This window comes from Skermanella rosea, assembly GCF_016806835.2.
Taxonomy (GTDB): Bacteria; Pseudomonadota; Alphaproteobacteria; order Azospirillales; family Azospirillaceae; genus Skermanella; species Skermanella rosea.
Genome location: NZ_CP086111.1, coordinates 1,183,969 through 1,199,884 on the forward strand (window position 1 = coordinate 1,183,969; position 15,916 = coordinate 1,199,884).

Consider the following 15,916-nt stretch of genomic DNA (forward strand, 5'->3'; position numbering starts at 1 on the left):
CGACTGTAATGGACCGTCCCTGGAAAAACCATGCGCCGGGGCCGATACTCGCCGGAAAGGGGAAAGTGATGGACAAGGCCTCGAGCGGTTGGATCAACGGTTTCATAGGGATGCTGATCTTCAGCGGGTCCCTTCCGGCGACGCGGGTCGCCGTCGCGGACTTCGACCCGGTTTTCCTGACCGTCGCCCGCGCCGCCATCGCGGGATTGCTGGCGGCGGCACTGCTGGCCGCCTTCCGGCAGAAGCGCCCGGACCGGGGCGATCTCGCCTCCCTGGCCGTGGTGGCCTCCGGCGTCGTCGTCGGGTTCCCGCTGCTCACGGCACTGGCGCTGGAGCATATCACGTCCGCCCAATCCATCGTCTTCATCGGGCTCCTGCCGCTGGCGACGGCGACCTTCGGCGTCCTGCGCGGCGGCGAACGGCCGCGCCCGGCCTTCTGGGTCTTTTCCGGCCTCGGCAGCGCGCTTGTCGCCGGATACGCGCTGGTCCAGGGCCGCGGCGGCTCGCTGGTCGGAGACATGCTGATGCTCGCGGCCATCATCGTCTGCGGCCTGGGCTATGCCGAGGGCGGCCGGCTTTCCCGGAAGCTCGGCGGCTGGCAGGTGATCTCCTGGGCCCTGGTGCTGTCCATGCCGGTCATGGTCCCGGCGAGCCTGTACGGTATGCCGGCGTCCTGGGGCGGCGTCGGCCAGGCGGCGTGGCTGGGCCTCGCCTATGTGTCGCTGTTCAGCATGCTGATCGGGTTCGTGTTCTGGTATCGGGGCCTGTCCCAGGGTGGCATCGCCGCCGTCGGGCAGTTGCAGCTGCTCCAACCCTTCTTCGGCCTGACGTTGGCGGCGACCCTGCTGGGCGAAGCGGTCGGCTGGCCGATGGTCGCCGTCACCGTCGCCGTGGTGCTCTGCGTCGCCGGGGCGAAGCGCTTCGCCTCCTGAGGAAGGACAGTTTTCGAAACCGCCGGGCCTGTCCTATAACCGCCCCATGAGACCGCAGAAGCCCCTGCCCACGGACCCGCCAACCGCCGAGGAGGTCGCCCGCCAAACCGCGCGGTTCCGGGCGCTGATCGCCAAGCCGACGCGAGAGCGGCTCCGCAACCTCGTGGCGGCCTGCCATCGCCAGCTGGAGCAGGCGGTGGCGGCGCATCCGCCGCGCCAGGCGGTCGCCTGCCGCATGGGCTGCGATTATTGCTGCCATCTCTATGTCTCCGCGACGGCGCCGGAACTGCTGGCCATCGCCGAGCATATCGCGGCATGGCCTCCGGAACGCCGCGCCGCGCTGCGGTCCCGGCTGGCCGACGCCTTGTCCGCTACCCGCGGCCTGTCTCCCGTCGAGCGGGTCGGGCTCAGCCGCCCCTGTCCCATGCTGGAAGACGGCCTGTGCGGCATCTACCCGGTCCGGCCGCTGGGATGCCGGGCCTATGCGTCGTTCGACGCCGCGGCCTGCGAGCGGTCGACGCGGGAGCGGGACGCCGGGGCGCAGATCCCCGTTCCGAAAATCAACATGCGGTCCCGCCGCCTGCTGTCGCACTGCCTGCGCGCGGCGCTCGCCGATCGGGGGCTGGACGGGAATTCCTACGAGCTGATCGAGGGATTGTCCCGCGTTCTGGAAACCCCCGACGCCGACGCCCGCTGGGCGGCGGGCGAGGGGGTCCTGGCCGGGGTGCGGACGGATAGCTGAGCCTCGGGCAGCCGAAGGTCAGAGCACCGGCAGGTCGAGCATCAGCCGGGCACCTTCGTTCTTCCGCCAGGCATCATTGTCCCAGGCCAGCTTGCCGCCGAGCTGGCTCGCCAGGACGTCCATGATCTGCAGGCCGGTGCCGACCCGCGACGCCTTGACCCGGTCGAAGCCCGGCCCGTCGTCGCTCAGCGTCAGCCGGGCGCCGTCCGGCGCCGTCCGGTCCAGCCGGAGGGCGATCCTGCCGCCCCCCTCCTGTCCGATGCCGGAGAAGGCGTGCTGGAGGCTGTTGACGATGAACTCGTTGATCAGCAGCCCCAGGGGCACCGTGGTATCGACCCCGGCCTCGGCGTCATCGGCCGCGAAGTCGAGCGTGACGTCCTCCGCCCGGGCGCCGTGGAACGCCAGCAGGCTCTCGCACAGGGTCCGCAGATAGCGCGGCAGGCCGATCCGCTCGACGCTACCCGCCTCGAACAGGCTGTCATGGACGACCCGCAGGGTTTCCACCCGGCTGCCGATGATGCGGAGCTGGCCTTCGACCTCGCCGGTGCCGACGCGGCGGATCTGCATGTTGAGCAGGCTGGTGATGATCTGCAGGTTGTTCTTGACCCGGTGCTGGAGTTCCCTCAGCAGCACCGCGCGCTCCTCCGCGAGCCGGGCCAGCGCCTCGTTGGAGGAGCGCCGCTCGATCGCGGCGGCCAGGATGTTGGCGTAGCTCTGCAGGAAGTCCACGTCTTCCTGGTTGAAGTTGCGCCTTTCGTCGCTGTCCACCTCCAGCACGCCGAAGGGGTCGCCCCGGCCCTGGATGATCACGTTGATCAGGCTCCGGATGCCGTGCTCGCGCAGGAACTGCGGCACGTCGAACCGCGTCTCCGTCTCGATGTCGTCGGCGATCACGGGCGTGCCGGTCGCCAGCGTATAGCCGCCGGACGAGCGGCTTCCGGCATCGACCATCAGGACACCCTCGAGCCCGGGCCGCCATCCGACTCCGGCGCGCATCAGCAGCCGGTCGCCGCCGGGAAGCCGCTCCATGACCTTGGCCCGCCCGACACCCAGCCCCTGGGCGGCCAGCACGACCGCCTCGTGCAGCAGGGCATCCAGATCGTCCACCATCAACGCCTGCCGGCCGAACTCGGCCAGGGCGCTCTGACGGCGGATCCATCGTTCGTGATCGAAGCTATCATCGCTCATGGGGTGACAACACATCAGAAAGCCCGTCGGCGTCGAACCCCCAAAAGGAGAACCTGCGGTGGCATCGGTCGCTGTCCGTCAATACAGTTCCTCCAGCAACTCGCCGTAGCGCTTGCGGATCTCATGGCGGCGGATCTTCAGGGTCGGCGTGAGCTGCGCGTTCTCCACGCTGAACGGCTCGGGGACGATCACGAACTTGCGGATGCGCTCGATGCCGGACAGGCCGCGGTTCACCCGATCCACCGCCTCGCCGATATGCTTCCGGAAATCGGCGTCCTCCGCCAGTTCCGCCGGATCGGCCGGCTTGCCGTGGCGCTTGGCCCAGTCGCGCGCCAGTTGAAGATCTGGCACGATCAGGGCCGCCAGGAACGGCTTGCCGTCCCCCGCCACCATCACCTGGCCGATGCAGGGCTCCAGCATCAGCAGGTTCTCGATCCGCTGGGGCGCGATGTTGTCGCCGCCGTTGGTCACGATCAGGTCCTTCTTGCGGTCGGTCAGGACCAGCGACCCGTCGGGCTCCAGATGGCCGATGTCGCCGGTGTGAAGCCAGCCGTCCACGATGGTTCGGTCGGTCGCGTCCCGGTCGCCCCAGTAGCCTTTCATCACCATGGGTCCGCGCGCCAGGATCTCGCCGTCCGCAGCGATCCTGACCTCCACGTCGGGCATCGGCGGGCCGACGGTGTCGTGGCGGATGCGGCTGGGCCGGTTGCAGGCGATCAGCGGCGACGCCTCGGTCTGGCCATAGCCCTGGAGGATGCGGATGCCGAGCGACTGGAAGAACAGCGCCGTTTCCGGCGCCAGCGCTGCCCCGCCCGAGATGAAGGCTTTCAGCCGTCCGCCGAAGCGGTCGCAGATCCGATAGCGAACCAGCCGGTCCAGCACGAAGTCCTGCGCCGCGTCCAGCGGCCCCAGGCGGCCGCCCTGGCGGTACCGCTTGGCGCCCAGCTCCAGCGTCCTGCGGAACAGGGCGAGGCGCACGCCGCCGGCCCGCTCGACCTCCCGCCGGATGCGCGTCTCCAGGACGTCGTAGAGGCGCGGCACGGCGGTCATGATGGTCGGCCTGACCTCCCCCAGGTTGCCGGCCAGCTTCTCGACCGATTCCGCATAGGCGATCCGGGCGCCCAGTGTCAGGGCGAACATCTGGCCGCAGGTATGCTCGTAGGCGTGGGCGAGGGGAAGGAAGGACAGGAAGGTCTCCTCCCCCAGCCCCACGTCCTCGACCAGGGTATAGGCCGACTTGCAGTTGGACAGGATGTTGCCGTGGGTCAGCATGACGCCCTTGGGCGTCCCGCCGGTGCCCGAGGTGTAGATGATGCAGGCCACGTCGTCGCGCCCGGCCGGCACGTCCTCGGGACCCTGGGGCCGCTCCGCCTCCTGCGCCGCGCCGCGCCGAAGCAGCTCCGCCCAGCCCAGGGCTTCGGGCGCGCCGTCGGGCATGCCCGGCATGTCCCCGTTGAAGCCGACCACCGCCCGCATGCCGCGCACCTGGAGGACGGCGGGCAGCACCTTGCGCATCAGCGCCGGGGTGGAGACCAGCACCACCTGCGCGCCGCTGTCGGTCAGCGTATGGAGATGGTCGGACGCGGTGCTGGTGGTGTAGGCCGGGACAGTGACGGCGCCCAGCGACATGATCGCGAAGTCGGCGATCAGCCATTCCGGCCGGTTCTCCGCGACGATGGCGACCCGGTCGCCGCGCCCGACGCCCAGGCCGCGCAGGCCCGCCGCCGCGCGCCGGACGTCGCGCGCGACCTCCTCCCAGCTCTGCCGGCGCCAGTCGCCCGCCTGCTTGGAGATCAGCAGCGGCCGGTCGCCCTGGCGCAGCACCTGGTCGAAGAGCATGCCGGGCAGGCTCGACCAGCGGTCGTAGGTGTCGCGATCGGTGGTGGCGCGGTCGGTCCGCGTCGGGTGATCGGGGCGCGTGCTGTTCATGTCTGCCTTCCGTGTAGGTGAGGTCCATTCTGGAGTGGGCCTTGAGGCCGTGACGCTGGCGGCGTGGAGGAGCATGGGCGCCGGTTACGGCCCGATATATAGAACGGGACAGCCGCTTGGACGGGTTCATTCGCCTGCCTATATCCCTGGCAGCGCAACAGGAGGATACCGATGAGCCAGACAGCGACCGCAGAGCCGCTCGACAATCCCGAATCGGGAATGCCCGACCTCGGCGAGCTGCCGACCTGGGATCTGGGCGACCTCTACCCGGGGCAGGACTCCGACGCGCTGAAAGCCGACCTGGACCGGATGGAAAAGGCGTCGAAGGACTTCCACAGGAGCTACAACGGCAAGTTGGCGGACCTGAGCGGTGCCCAGCTCGGCAGCGCCGTTGCCCAGTACGAGGAGATCGACGAGACCCTGTCGCGCATCATGAGCTATGCGCACCTGGTCTACGCCGGCGACATGAACGACCCGAACGTGGGCAAGTTCTTCCAGGGCATCCAGGAGCGGGTCAACGGCATCTCGACCCACCTGCTGTTCTTCACCCTGGAGCTCAACCGGCTCGACGACGCGGTGCTCGCCGCCAAGATGAAGTCGCCGGAACTGGCGAAGTACGCGCCCTGGCTGCGCGACATCCGCGTGTTCCGCCCGCACCAGCTTTCGGACGAGCTGGAGCGCCTGCTCCACGAGAAATACGTGGTCGGCCGCGCCGCCTGGAACCGCCTGTTCGACGAGACGATCGCCGGGCTCCGCTTCACCATCGGCGGCCGGGAGATGACCTGCACCGAGGCGCTGAACCGCCTGACCGACCGCTCGTCCGAGCGCCGGCGCGAGGCGGCGGTGGAGATCGGCCGGGTGCTCGACGCCAATGTCCGCACCTTCGCGCTGATCACCAACACGCTGGCCAAGGACAAGGAGATCGAGGACAAGTGGCGCAACTATCCGCGCCCGACCTCGTCCCGCAACAAGTCCAACCATGTCGAGGACGAGGTGGTGGACGCGCTGGTCACCGCCGTCAAGGGCGCCTACCCGGACCTGTCGCACCGCTACTACGCGCTCAAGGCCAAGTGGTTCGGCGGCGACACGCTGGACTATTGGGACCGAAACGCGCCGCTGCCGGACGACGTGGACCGGCTGATCCCGTGGACCGAGGCGCGCGGCATCGTTCTGGACGCCTATGGCCGCTTCTCGCCGGAGCTGGCCGCCGTCGGCCGGCGCTTCTTCGACAATGCCTGGATCGACGCGCCGGTCCGGCCGGGCAAGGCGCCCGGCGCCTTCGCGCACCCGACGGTGCCGAGCGTCCACCCGTACCTGCTGGTCAACTACCAGGGCAAGACCCGCGACGTGATGACCCTGGCCCACGAGCTGGGGCACGGCGTCCATCAGGTGCTGGCCGGCCGGCAGGGCCACCTGATGGCCGACACGCCGCTGACCCTGGCGGAGACCGCGTCGGTGTTCGGCGAGATGTTGACCTTCCGCTCGCTGCTCGACGCGGAGACCGACCCGGCCGCCAAGAAGATCATGCTGGCCTCCAAGGTGGAGGACATGCTGAACACGGTGGTCCGCCAGATCGCCTTCTTCGACTTCGAGCAGCGGCTCCACACCGAGCGGCGCGAGGGCGAGCTGACGGCGGAGCGGATCGGCGAGATCTGGATGGACGTGCAGGCGGAGAGCCTCGGCCCGGCGCTTCGCTTCGACCAGGGATACCGGACCTACTGGGCCTATATCCCGCACTTCATCCACTCGCCCTTCTACGTCTACGCCTATGCCTTCGGCGACTGCCTGGTCAACTCGCTCTACGCGGTCTACCAGGACGCGGCGGACGGCTTCGCCGAGCGGTACCTGAAGATGCTGTCGGCCGGCGGCACGCTGCGCCACCAGGAACTGCTGGCCCCGTTCGGCCTCAACGCCTCCGATCCCGCCTTCTGGGACAAGGGCCTGGGCGTGATCCGCGGCTTCATCGACGAGCTGGAGCGGCAGGACCGCTGACGATCCCTCTCCGGTTCCCGGCGGCGGGAGCGGCATGGCCGCCGTCCCCGCCGCCGGGACCGTCCGGGCGGAACCTCAGGCGTCGGTGGCGGCCCGGCCGGGGCCGATCATCAACGCCATCAGGTCCCGCTCGATGCCGCGCTTCTCCTCCAGCAGGCGGGCGCGCCGCCGGTTGAGGTCATCGAGGCCGGTGCGGCCGTACCATTCCTTCTGAAGGTCGCACCGTTTCCGCAAGGCTTCGATGCGCGCCTTGTGCAGCCCGTGGTCAGGCCGGGCTGGGGAAGGCCAATTCACCGGTCCGGCCGCCCCTCGCGGTTGCGAAGGTGGGCCGGCACTGGACCGAATACGCCCGCACGTCAAGGAATATGAATTATCGGGATAGGGCGCCGGGGAGGGTTCCCGCGATGCGCGTGAATGCCGTTGCGCATTCCATCGCATTCGCCCAAATTCGGCCGCGTCCGGGATGAGGCAACATCCCGGACGCGAACCGAAAGGAGGTGATGCGTTTGGTAGTCAAGGTTCGGGTCCAGTGGGGCCGAGTCAGGTTTGAACTCCTGATCAGGCTCTAACTTCGACCGGGGAGACGGGAGACAGCAACTCTCCCGTCTCTCCACCGGACCTTGGTCCCACTTTAAGCGAAATCCCGACCATACGGCAAGCGCCATCGGTTGCCGCCACACCCTGGTCCGCACGGGCATGACAATCGTGGTGTCGCATCCTTCCCGACCTGCGGGCTGTTCAGACGTGCAAACAAGTCGATGCCTTATGGGACGATGAGCGGCCAGCCGCCGGAAGGCCCGTAAGTTCCTTCCCCGCCTGCGGCAAGATAGTTTGCGAATGACTCCATCCCGGCACTGACTCCCGCGCGCATCGATGGTAGGTTCCTCGCGCCCTGAGACTGCCGAGGCGTGGGATCGTGCCGCTGGTCAACCGACTGTCCATATCCACCAAGATCGCCCTCCTGTGCATCCTCGCGATCGGGGTGATCGGCATCGTCAATCTGGTTGCGCTCCGCGCCGTGCTCCTGGCGGAGGGCGAGCGGCTGGGGTTCGCGCGGCAGGAAGCCAACATGCGGGTCGCCTGGGAAATGCTTCGGCACCTGGGCGCGCCGCGGCTCGACGACAAGGGCAAGCTGACCGCGGGCGAGACGCCGCTGGAAGGCAACATGGATCTGGTGGACCGCATCGGCGCGCTGACCGGCGGGGCGGTGACGCTGTTCTCCGACAGCCGCCGGGTGGCGACCTCCGTCCGCGACTCGACCGGACGCCGGGCGGTCGGGTCGGGGCTGGTCGATCCCGTCGTGATCGATACCGTGCTGAAGCGCGGGCAGCCGTTCCGGGGCGAGGTCGCCGTGCTGGGGGAACCCTATCTCGCCGCCTATGATCCGATCGCCGATCCCCAGGGCAAGGTGATCGGCGCGCTGTTCGTCGGCGAGCCGCGGGCCGCCTTCATGACCATGGTGGACGCCCTGGTCCGCGTCGGCGGATTGCTGGGCGGGGTCGCCGCCCTGCTTGTGGCGGCGGCGTCGTTCCTCGCCATGCGCGGGCTGCTGGGGCCGCTGACCCGCCTGCGCGCGGTCATGGGGCGGTTCGCCGCCGACCAGCTGGACGAGGAGGTTCCCTGCCTCGACCGGGCCGACGAGGTCGGCGCCATGGCCGCGTCGGTCCAGGTCTTCCGCGACCACGCGCTCAAGGTCCGCGCCATGCGGGTGGAGGAGGAGCGGCTGGAGGAGTTCCACCGCGACGAGGTGCGGGCCGCCATCCGCGGCATGGCCGACAAGGTTGACGGCCAGACCCGCAAGGCGATCGAGACCGTGACGGGCCAGACCGACGGCATGCGCGACGCCACGGCCGGCCTGCACGCCGCCGCGCGCAGCATGGACCGGAACGCCCGCGAGATGTCCGACACCACGGCCCAGGCGCTGGAGGCGGTGGAGACCGCCGCTTCGGCGGCGGGGCGGCTGTCCGACTCGGTGGACCGGATCAACGCCCAGGTGAAGGAGGCCACCGCCGCTGCCGGGCTCGCGGTCGCCAGCGCCCGCGACGCCGCCGGCGTCATCCGCACGCTGGACGAGGTCGCGGCCGAGATCGGCGGCATCGTCGGCCTGATCCGCAACGTCGCCTCGCAGACCAACCTGCTGGCGCTGAATGCCACCATCGAGGCGTCGCGCGCCGGGGAGGCCGGCAAGGGCTTCGCCGTCGTCGCGGCGGAGGTCAAGGCGCTGTCGCGCGAGACCGAGAGCTCGACCGACCGGATCGGCGACCTGATCACCCGCATCCAGGTGGCGGCCGGAGACGCCGGCGCCGCCGTCGGCCGGGTCGGCGACGCCATCGCGGCGGTGGACGGCATAGCGGGCCGGATCGGCACCGCGATGGAGGAGCAGTCCCTGGCCATCGCCGAGATCGCCGGCAACGTCGAGGCGACCGCCCGCGCGACCCGCGACGTCTCGGTCCATGTGGACGCCCTGTCCGGCGACGTGAGGCGCACCGACGACTTGGCGGAAAGCAGCAAACTGGCGGCCTCGGCCCTGAGCGACGGGATCGGGGCGCTGGCGGAGGCGCTGACCCAGATCGTCCGCACCTCGACCGAGGAGGCCAACCGCCGCGCCCATACCCGGCACCCCTGCCACGTCACGACGGAGGTCGCCGGCCCGTTCGGCGCCGGGGAGGCCGAACTGCTGGACGTGTCGCGCGGCGGCGCCCTGATCAGCAGCGATATCAAGTTCAAGGCGGGCGACCGGCTGAAGCTGCGCATTCCCGACCGGGATCAGCCCCAGCACGCCCACGTGGTCGGGGTCACCCGCCACGGTATCCACCTCCAGTTCGACCCCCCGCCGCTGGGCGAGGGAGAGGTGGCGAGGGTGGCGGGAGCCTCGTGCTGACCGGTCGGCCTCAGGCCGGGATGGTGAAGGTCTGGATCCAGGAGACGCCGGGCTGCGCGTCGTCCTTCTGGTACGAGAACGGCTGCGTGATGTCGCCGATCGTCAGGGCGCCCCGGTAGTTGGCGGCGGCGCTCCAGTTGACGCCGACCAGGATCAGGATGTTGATGCCGGACGTCAGGTAGGGATCCAGGTCGGTGACGTCGTCGAACGCGACGTCCTCCTCCTGTTCCCGGGCATAAACGACCAGACCGTTCAGGAACACGACGATCTCGTTGTCCGCGTTGGTCACCCTCAGGGATACTCTTGCCATCTGGAACTCCTGCCGAACGATGTGGAACGTGCGTGGGATGGGCAGCGATCAGGGATTCGAGGCGACGACGGCCCGGAAGCCGGGAACCCGCCTGAACAGGGAAAGGCGTTTGCGCTATGCTTGGCGCATCATAAATATCCTCTGTGCGGAATGATATATTATTATGTGCCTGTAATGGAGCGGGCGGGCATATTCTTGTATGGGAAAGAAATTCCGGATTTTTCGCTTGCAGGCTCCGCGGCGACCGGTCCCATGCGCCGCCCCGCCGGCCGTCCGATGCGTGCCCAGGCGCACTGGTCTTTCGCCCGTCGGAGCACCACTTTCCGTGCATGGCAAACGGCACTGAACAGAACTCGTTCGGCGGGCGCATCGCCCGCTATGCACGGGTCTCCACGGCGATGGGCGGGCTGGCGGCGCGGCTCGCCGGACAGCGCTATCTCGGCATCAAGCTTGAACGCGGCGAGCACGCGAAGGAACTGAGGGACGCGCTGGGCGGGCTGAAAGGGCCGCTGATGAAGGTCGCGCAGATCCTGTCCAGCATTCCCGACGCCCTGCCGCAGGAATATGTCCAGGAACTCTCGCAGCTCCAGGCCGACGCGCCCAGCATGGGCTGGCCCTTCGTCAAGCGGCGGATGGCGTCGGAGTTGGGTCCCGACTGGCAGAAGCGGTTCGCGAAGTTCGAGCACGAGGCCGCGTCCGCCGCGTCCCTCGGGCAGGTCCACAAGGCTGTCGGGCTGGACGGCAGACAGCTCGCCTGCAAGCTCCAGTATCCCGACATGATGTCCGCGGTCGAGGCCGACCTGCGGCAGCTCGGGCTGATCTTCTCGATCTACGAGCGCTACGACAAGACCATCTCGACCCGGCAGATCCACGCCGAGATCTCGGCCCGCCTGCGCGAGGAGCTGGACTATGCGCTGGAGGCACGGCACACGGCGCTGTACCGCGACATCCTGGCGCCCGTCGGCAGCGTCCACGTGCCCGAGGTGGTTCCGGAGCTGTCGACCAAGCGGCTGCTGACCATGGGCTGGCTCGACGGGCGCAAGATCCTGGACTACGTCAAGGACCATCCGGAACGCCGGAATGACTTGGCGTTGAACATGTTCCGGGCCTGGTACACGCCGTTCTATACCTGCGGCACCATCCACGGCGACCCCCACCTGGGCAACTACACCGTGCGGCCCGACGCCTCGATCAACCTGCTCGATTTCGGCTGCATCCGCATCTTCAAGCCCAGCTTCGTCAAGGGCGTCATCGACCTGTACCACGCGCTCCAGACCGATGACCGCGATCTTGCGGCGGAGGCGTACCGCGTCTGGGGCTTCAACAAGATCGACAATCAGTTGATCGACATCCTCAATGTCTGGGCGCACTTCGTCTACGCTCCGATCATGGACGACCGGACCCGCAGGATCGACGAGACCAACAGCGCCATGTACGGGCGCGAGGCGGCGGAGAAGGTCCACAAGGCGCTTCACGAGGTCGGCGGGCTGGAGATCCCCCGGGAATTCGTCTTCATGGACCGGGCGGCCATCGGGTTGGGGTCGGTGTTCCTGCATCTCCAGGCCGAAGTCAACTGGTACCAGCTCTTCCATGACCTGATCGGCGACTTCGACGTGAACGCGCTGGAGACGCGCCAGACCGGGCTGCTCAATCGCCATGGGGTGCCGCTGCCGACCTGACCTCCCTCGCGTGTTCCCGGCGCGTGTTGTCGATTTTTCGTGAGAAATTGCGGAACCAACCAGTCAAAACCTTTGTTGAGGGGGCCAAAGGTTGCCGAATGGCGGCCGGATCGCCCCCAAGACGAGGATCAATTCCCATGAACAAGCTCTATTACGGTGCAGCCGTGCTGGCCCTGGCCATTGGCGTCTCCGGTCAGGCCCTGGCGCAGGATACCGGCCTGAAGACTGGCCAGACCGACGGCGCCCAGACGGGCCGTGCGGCTGTCGGGGCGCACAGCTCCGGCACCGGTGATCCCACCTTCCCGACCGGCACGACCAACCTCCAGGTTCCCTCCTCCTGCGGTCCCACCGACGTGGCAGCCGTCCGTTCCGACCTGGAGAGCGTCCAGAACGACCTGATCCGCGAGCGCATCGGCGTGCAGCTCCAGACCGCGGAGAACCAGGCCCAGGATGGCAACCGCGCCCGCTGCGCCCAGATCCTGGCGGACGCGCGCAATTCGATCGTCAAGGCCGGCGGCCAGGTCAACGACATGAGTGCCGCGGCCGGCGGCGGCGTGGTCCCGGCCGCAGGCACCCAGGGCGCCGGCAGCGGCGGAGTAGCGGGCGGCGGCCCCGTCGCGGGTTCGACCGAGACCCGCCCGATGGGCACCGGCATGAGCCGCGACGCCAACGGCAGCCTGGCGGCCGGCAGTGCCAGCGGCCAGCCGATTCCGCAGCGCTACACGATCAACGACTGCCAGCCGACCACCTGGGCGTCGCTCGAGGACCGGGCCAGCCAGGTTCCCGCCAGCCGCCAGGGCGAGGTGCAGCAGCTCCTGACCCAGATCCAGCAGGAATACAACGCCGACAACAAGGGCTCGTGCGCGCAGTTCATGAACCAGCTCGCGTCGATCCTGCCGGGCGGTTCCCAGGCCCGGTAACGTCCGCGGGCGTCTGAACGCTTGAAACCGCCGGGGAGGGCGGCCGATCCGAAAGGGTCGGCCGCCCTTTTTCATGCGCTTCCCTCATGCCGCATGCGACCATTGTCCACTGTGCATGGCGCGATGCTGAAGGTTTAGTGGACATGATTGAATAGGAAAGGTTAGTGGCTAGAGCGCTTCACAAACTTTCCAGAATGCGGCATTTTGCCGTCGCATCAAACGTCCGCCACAATTCTCGGCAAAAAAATCAGCGGCAAGGGAACCAGCCAGGATGAAAGTCGCCATACCGAAGGAGCGGCGCGCCCATGAACGTCGCGTCGCGGCCTCGCCGGATACCATCAAGAAATTCAAGCAGCTCGGGCTGGACGTCGTTGTCGAAACCGGCGCCGGTGAGCACGCCTCGATTCCCGACCAGGTCTTCGTCGACGCGGGTGCCACCATCGCTCCAGACGAGGCGGCCGCCGTCGGCGATGCCGACATCGTGCTGAAGGTCCAGCGTCCCCTGACCGAGGCGGAGGGCGGCCCGGACGAGCTGGCGCTGATGAAGCCCGGCGCCATGCTTGTCGCCATCCTCCAGCCTTACCAGGCGCGCGACCAGATCCAGGCCTACGCGGACGCCAAGGTCAACGCCTTCGCGATGGAGCTGATGCCCCGCATCACCCGCGCCCAGTCGATGGACGTGCTGTCCAGCCAAGCCAACCTGGCGGGCTACCGCGCGGTGGTCGATGCCGCGGCGGAGTTCGGCCGCGCCTTTCCGATGATGATGACGGCGGCCGGCACCGTGCCGCCGGCGCGCTGCATGATCATGGGCGTCGGCGTCGCCGGCCTCCAGGCCATCGCGACGGCCCGCCGGCTGGGCGGCGTCGTCTCCGCGACCGACGTGCGGCCGGCGACCAAGGAGCAGGTGCAGAGCCTCGGCGCCACCTTCGTCGCGGTCGAGGACGAGGAGTTCAAGGAGGCCCAGACGGCCGGCGGCTACGCCAAGGAGATGAGCGCCGGCTACCAGGAGAAGCAGCGGGCGCTGATCGCCGAGACGATCAAGAAGCAGGACATCGTCATCACCACGGCGCTGATCCCCGGCCGCAAGGCGCCGATCCTGGTGACCGAGGCGATGGTCCGCTCCATGAAGCCGGGTTCCGTGCTGGTCGATTTGGCGGTGGAGCAGGGCGGCAACGTCGAGGGCTCGAAGCCCGGCGAGGTCGTGGACGTCGGCGGCGTCAAGATCGTCGGCCACATCAACGTGCCCAGCCGCAACGCGGTCGACGCCTCGATGCTCTATTCCAAGAACCTGCTGAACTTCCTGACCCCGCTGATCGACAAGGAAAAGGGCCTGACGATCAACTGGGACGACGAGATCATCAAGGGCACCGCGCTGACCCGCGACGGCGCCGTGGTGCATCCCAATTTCGCCGCCGCCGAGGCGGCCAAGAGCTGAGGGGAACACAGCCGATGACAAGCCAGGAACTGGCCCAGCAGGTCACCAACCTGCAGCAGGCACTGCGATCACTCACCGTGGAGGCCGACCGGCTCGCCGCCGAGACGTCCCGGCTGGCGGCAGGCGCCGTCGAGCAGGCTCCGGCCGACCACAGCTTCTTCATCACCGGCCTGACGGTCTTCGCGCTGGCCTGCTTCGTGGGCTACTACGTGGTGTGGCGGGTGACGCCGGCGCTGCACTCGCCGCTGATGAGCGTCACCAACGCGGTATCCTCCGTGATCATCGTCGGCGCGCTGATCGCGACCGGCAGCACGGCCGGCTTCACCTTCTCCACGATGCTTGGCTTCCTCGCCGTCATCCTGGCCTCGGTCAACATCTTCGGCGGCTTCATTGTCACCCAGCGCATGCTGGCGATGTACAAGAAGAAGCAGAAGAAGGCATAAAGGGAGCCCTGAACCAACATGGCCACATTAGCCCCGCTGGCATACCTGGTCGCCGCCATCTGCTTCATCATGGCGCTGCGCGGCCTTTCCAGCCCCGAGACCTCCCGCCAGGGCAATAATTACGGCATCGTCGGCATGGTGATCGCCATCGTCACCACGCTGATGCTGCCGGGATTGATCTCCGGCCTGTCGATCACCCTGATCATCATCGGGCTGGCGATCGGCGGCACCATCGGCACCGTCATCGCGCGCCGGATCGAGATGACGGCCCTGCCGCAGCTCGTCGCCGCCTTCCACTCCCTGGTCGGCCTCGCCGCCGTGTTCGTCGCGATCGCGGCCTTCTACGCGCCGGAGGCCTACGGCATCGGCACCGCGGGCGCGATCCGCACCGGCAGCCTGATCGAGATGGCGCTGGGCGTCGCGATCGGTGCCATCACCTTCACCGGCTCGCTGGTCGCCTTCGCCAAGCTCCAGGGCCTGGTCAGCGGCAAGCCGCTGGTCTTCAACATGCAGCACATGCTGAACGCCGGTCTCGGCATCGTGCTGGTGCTGTGCATCGTCTGGCTGTGCGTATCCAACTCCACCGTGGCGCTCTGGATCATCGTGCTGCTGGCGCTGGCGCTCGGCTTCCTGCTGATCCTGCCCATCGGCGGCGCCGACATGCCGGTGGTGGTGTCGATGCTGAACAGCTATTCCGGCTGGGCCGCGGCCGGCATCGGCTTCACGCTGGAGAACAACCTGCTGATCATCACCGGCGCGCTGGTCGGATCTTCCGGCGCCATCCTGTCCTACATCATGTGCAAGGGCATGAACCGGTCGATCTTCAACGTCATCCTGGGCGGCTTCGGCGGCGACAGCGCGGCGGCGGCGGCCGGCGGCCCTGCCGGCGACCGGTCGGTCAAGGCGGGCTCGGCGGAGGATGCCGCCTTCATCATGAAGAACGCCTCCTCGGTCATCATCGTGCCCGGCTACGGCATGGCGGTGGCCCAGGCCCAGCACGCGCTCCGCGAGATGGCCGACATGCTCAAGCACGAAGGCGTCGAGGTCCGCTACGCGATCCATCCCGTCGCCGGCCGCATGCCCGGCCACATGAACGTGCTGCTGGCCGAGGCCAACGTGCCCTACGACGAGGTCTTCGAGCTGGAGGAGATCAACCGCGACTTCGGCCAGGCCGACGTGGCCTTCGTGATCGGCGCCAACGACGTGACCAACCCGGCCGCCAAGACCGACCCGGCCTCGCCGATCTACGGCATGCCGATCCTGGACGTGGAGAAGGCCAAGACCGTTCTGTTCATCAAGCGGTCCATGGCGGCCGGCTATGCCGGCGTCGAGAACGAACTCTTCTTCCGGCCCAACACCATGATGCTGTTCGGCGACGCCAAGAAAGTTACCGAAGAGGTCCTGAAGGCCCTGGACTAAGCTGTCCGTCGGTCCCAAGGATAGACCAAAGGGCGGTGGTGCCGAA

Annotated in this window: 13 protein-coding genes; 9 read left to right on the top strand and 4 right to left on the bottom strand. The window is 68.3% G+C overall.

The window, feature by feature from the left end; translation table 11 throughout:
* The first annotated feature begins 68 nt into the window (after window positions 1–68).
* Together JL101_RS05520 and JL101_RS05525 are read left to right on the top strand one after the other, a co-directional pair.
* Window positions 69–932, top strand: coding sequence for a DMT family transporter (locus tag JL101_RS05520; RefSeq protein ID WP_203102911.1), 864 nt, complete (start codon window positions 69–71; stop codon window positions 930–932).
* A 46-nt stretch (window positions 933–978) separates the two neighbouring features.
* The gene (locus JL101_RS05525) at window positions 979–1,674 is read left to right on the top strand and encodes a YkgJ family cysteine cluster protein (protein WP_203102913.1); all 696 of its coding nucleotides are present in this window, start codon (window positions 979–981) and stop codon (window positions 1,672–1,674) included.
* An 18-nt stretch (window positions 1,675–1,692) separates the two neighbouring features.
* On the opposite strand, the gene JL101_RS05530 is transcribed toward JL101_RS05525, so the two are convergent.
* Window positions 1,693–2,862, bottom strand: a complete 1,170-nt coding sequence (locus tag JL101_RS05530; RefSeq protein ID WP_203102915.1) for a sensor histidine kinase — start codon at window positions 2,860–2,862, stop codon at window positions 1,693–1,695.
* 78 nt (window positions 2,863–2,940) lie between these two features.
* Window positions 2,941–4,791, bottom strand: coding sequence for an AMP-dependent synthetase/ligase (locus JL101_RS05535; RefSeq protein ID WP_203102918.1), 1,851 nt, complete (start codon window positions 4,789–4,791; stop codon window positions 2,941–2,943).
* A 171-nt stretch (window positions 4,792–4,962) separates the two neighbouring features.
* Between JL101_RS05535 and JL101_RS05540 the strand changes: the two genes are divergently transcribed.
* Window positions 4,963–6,783, top strand: a complete 1,821-nt coding sequence (locus JL101_RS05540) for a M3 family oligoendopeptidase (protein ID WP_203102920.1) — start codon at window positions 4,963–4,965, stop codon at window positions 6,781–6,783.
* A gap of 75 nt (window positions 6,784–6,858) precedes the next feature.
* Here JL101_RS05540 and JL101_RS05545 read toward each other — a convergent pair whose 3' ends face one another.
* Window positions 6,859–7,077 (bottom strand): hypothetical protein, encoded by a 219-nt coding sequence (locus JL101_RS05545; protein ID WP_203102922.1) that lies wholly within the window; start codon window positions 7,075–7,077, stop codon window positions 6,859–6,861.
* Between the two features lie 622 nt (window positions 7,078–7,699).
* Here JL101_RS05545 and JL101_RS05550 point away from each other — a divergent pair.
* Window positions 7,700–9,664: a methyl-accepting chemotaxis protein gene (locus JL101_RS05550; protein ID WP_203102924.1), complete on the top strand. Its 1,965-nt coding sequence runs from the start codon at window positions 7,700–7,702 to the stop codon at window positions 9,662–9,664.
* Between the two features lie 10 nt (window positions 9,665–9,674).
* Here the strand turns inward: JL101_RS05550 and JL101_RS05555 are convergent, their stop codons facing one another.
* Complete coding sequence (locus JL101_RS05555; protein WP_203102926.1) at window positions 9,675–9,974, bottom strand: hypothetical protein; 300 nt, start codon at window positions 9,972–9,974, stop codon at window positions 9,675–9,677.
* Between the two features lie 329 nt (window positions 9,975–10,303).
* Between JL101_RS05555 and JL101_RS05560 the strand changes: the two genes are divergently transcribed.
* From JL101_RS05560 to JL101_RS05580, 5 genes are all read left to right on the top strand, one after another.
* A complete protein-coding gene (locus tag JL101_RS05560; RefSeq protein ID WP_203102928.1) occupies window positions 10,304–11,653 on the top strand; it encodes an ABC1 kinase family protein in 1,350 nt (449 codons plus the stop codon).
* A gap of 137 nt (window positions 11,654–11,790) precedes the next feature.
* Window positions 11,791–12,573: a hypothetical protein gene (locus JL101_RS05565; RefSeq protein ID WP_203102930.1), complete on the top strand. Its 783-nt coding sequence runs from the start codon at window positions 11,791–11,793 to the stop codon at window positions 12,571–12,573.
* Window positions 12,574–12,844: 271 nt separating this feature from the next.
* Window positions 12,845–14,008, top strand: a complete 1,164-nt coding sequence (locus JL101_RS05570) for a Re/Si-specific NAD(P)(+) transhydrogenase subunit alpha (protein ID WP_203102932.1) — start codon at window positions 12,845–12,847, stop codon at window positions 14,006–14,008.
* A gap of 14 nt (window positions 14,009–14,022) precedes the next feature.
* Window positions 14,023–14,451 carry an NAD(P) transhydrogenase subunit alpha gene (locus JL101_RS05575; protein WP_201073182.1) on the top strand — a complete coding sequence of 143 codons (429 nt, stop codon included), beginning with the start codon at window positions 14,023–14,025 and terminating at the stop codon, window positions 14,449–14,451.
* Between the two features lie 18 nt (window positions 14,452–14,469).
* Complete coding sequence (locus JL101_RS05580) at window positions 14,470–15,870, top strand: NAD(P)(+) transhydrogenase (Re/Si-specific) subunit beta (protein WP_203102934.1); 1,401 nt, start codon at window positions 14,470–14,472, stop codon at window positions 15,868–15,870.
* The last annotated feature ends 46 nt before the right edge of the window (window positions 15,871–15,916 follow it).

What these genes read in the sequence shown, in the direction of transcription:
- JL101_RS05530 (WP_203102915.1), bottom strand. Translation starts at nt 2,862, where the DNA reads ATGAGCGATGATAGCTTCGATCACGAACGATGGATCCGCCGTCAGAGC.
- JL101_RS05540 (WP_203102920.1), top strand. Translation starts at nt 4,963, where the DNA reads ATGAGCCAGACAGCGACCGCAGAGCCGCTCGACAATCCCGAATCGGGA.
- JL101_RS05580 (WP_203102934.1), top strand. Translation starts at nt 14,470, where the DNA reads ATGGCCACATTAGCCCCGCTGGCATACCTGGTCGCCGCCATCTGCTTC.
- JL101_RS05565 (WP_203102930.1), top strand. Translation starts at nt 11,791, where the DNA reads ATGAACAAGCTCTATTACGGTGCAGCCGTGCTGGCCCTGGCCATTGGC.
- JL101_RS05525 (WP_203102913.1), top strand. Translation starts at nt 979, where the DNA reads ATGAGACCGCAGAAGCCCCTGCCCACGGACCCGCCAACCGCCGAGGAG.
- JL101_RS05560 (WP_203102928.1), top strand. Translation starts at nt 10,304, where the DNA reads ATGGCAAACGGCACTGAACAGAACTCGTTCGGCGGGCGCATCGCCCGC.
- JL101_RS05555 (WP_203102926.1), bottom strand. Translation starts at nt 9,974, where the DNA reads ATGGCAAGAGTATCCCTGAGGGTGACCAACGCGGACAACGAGATCGTC.
- JL101_RS05535 (WP_203102918.1), bottom strand. Translation starts at nt 4,791, where the DNA reads ATGAACAGCACGCGCCCCGATCACCCGACGCGGACCGACCGCGCCACC.
- JL101_RS05520 (WP_203102911.1), top strand. Translation starts at nt 69, where the DNA reads ATGGACAAGGCCTCGAGCGGTTGGATCAACGGTTTCATAGGGATGCTG.
- JL101_RS05575 (WP_201073182.1), top strand. Translation starts at nt 14,023, where the DNA reads ATGACAAGCCAGGAACTGGCCCAGCAGGTCACCAACCTGCAGCAGGCA.
- JL101_RS05570 (WP_203102932.1), top strand. Translation starts at nt 12,845, where the DNA reads ATGAAAGTCGCCATACCGAAGGAGCGGCGCGCCCATGAACGTCGCGTC.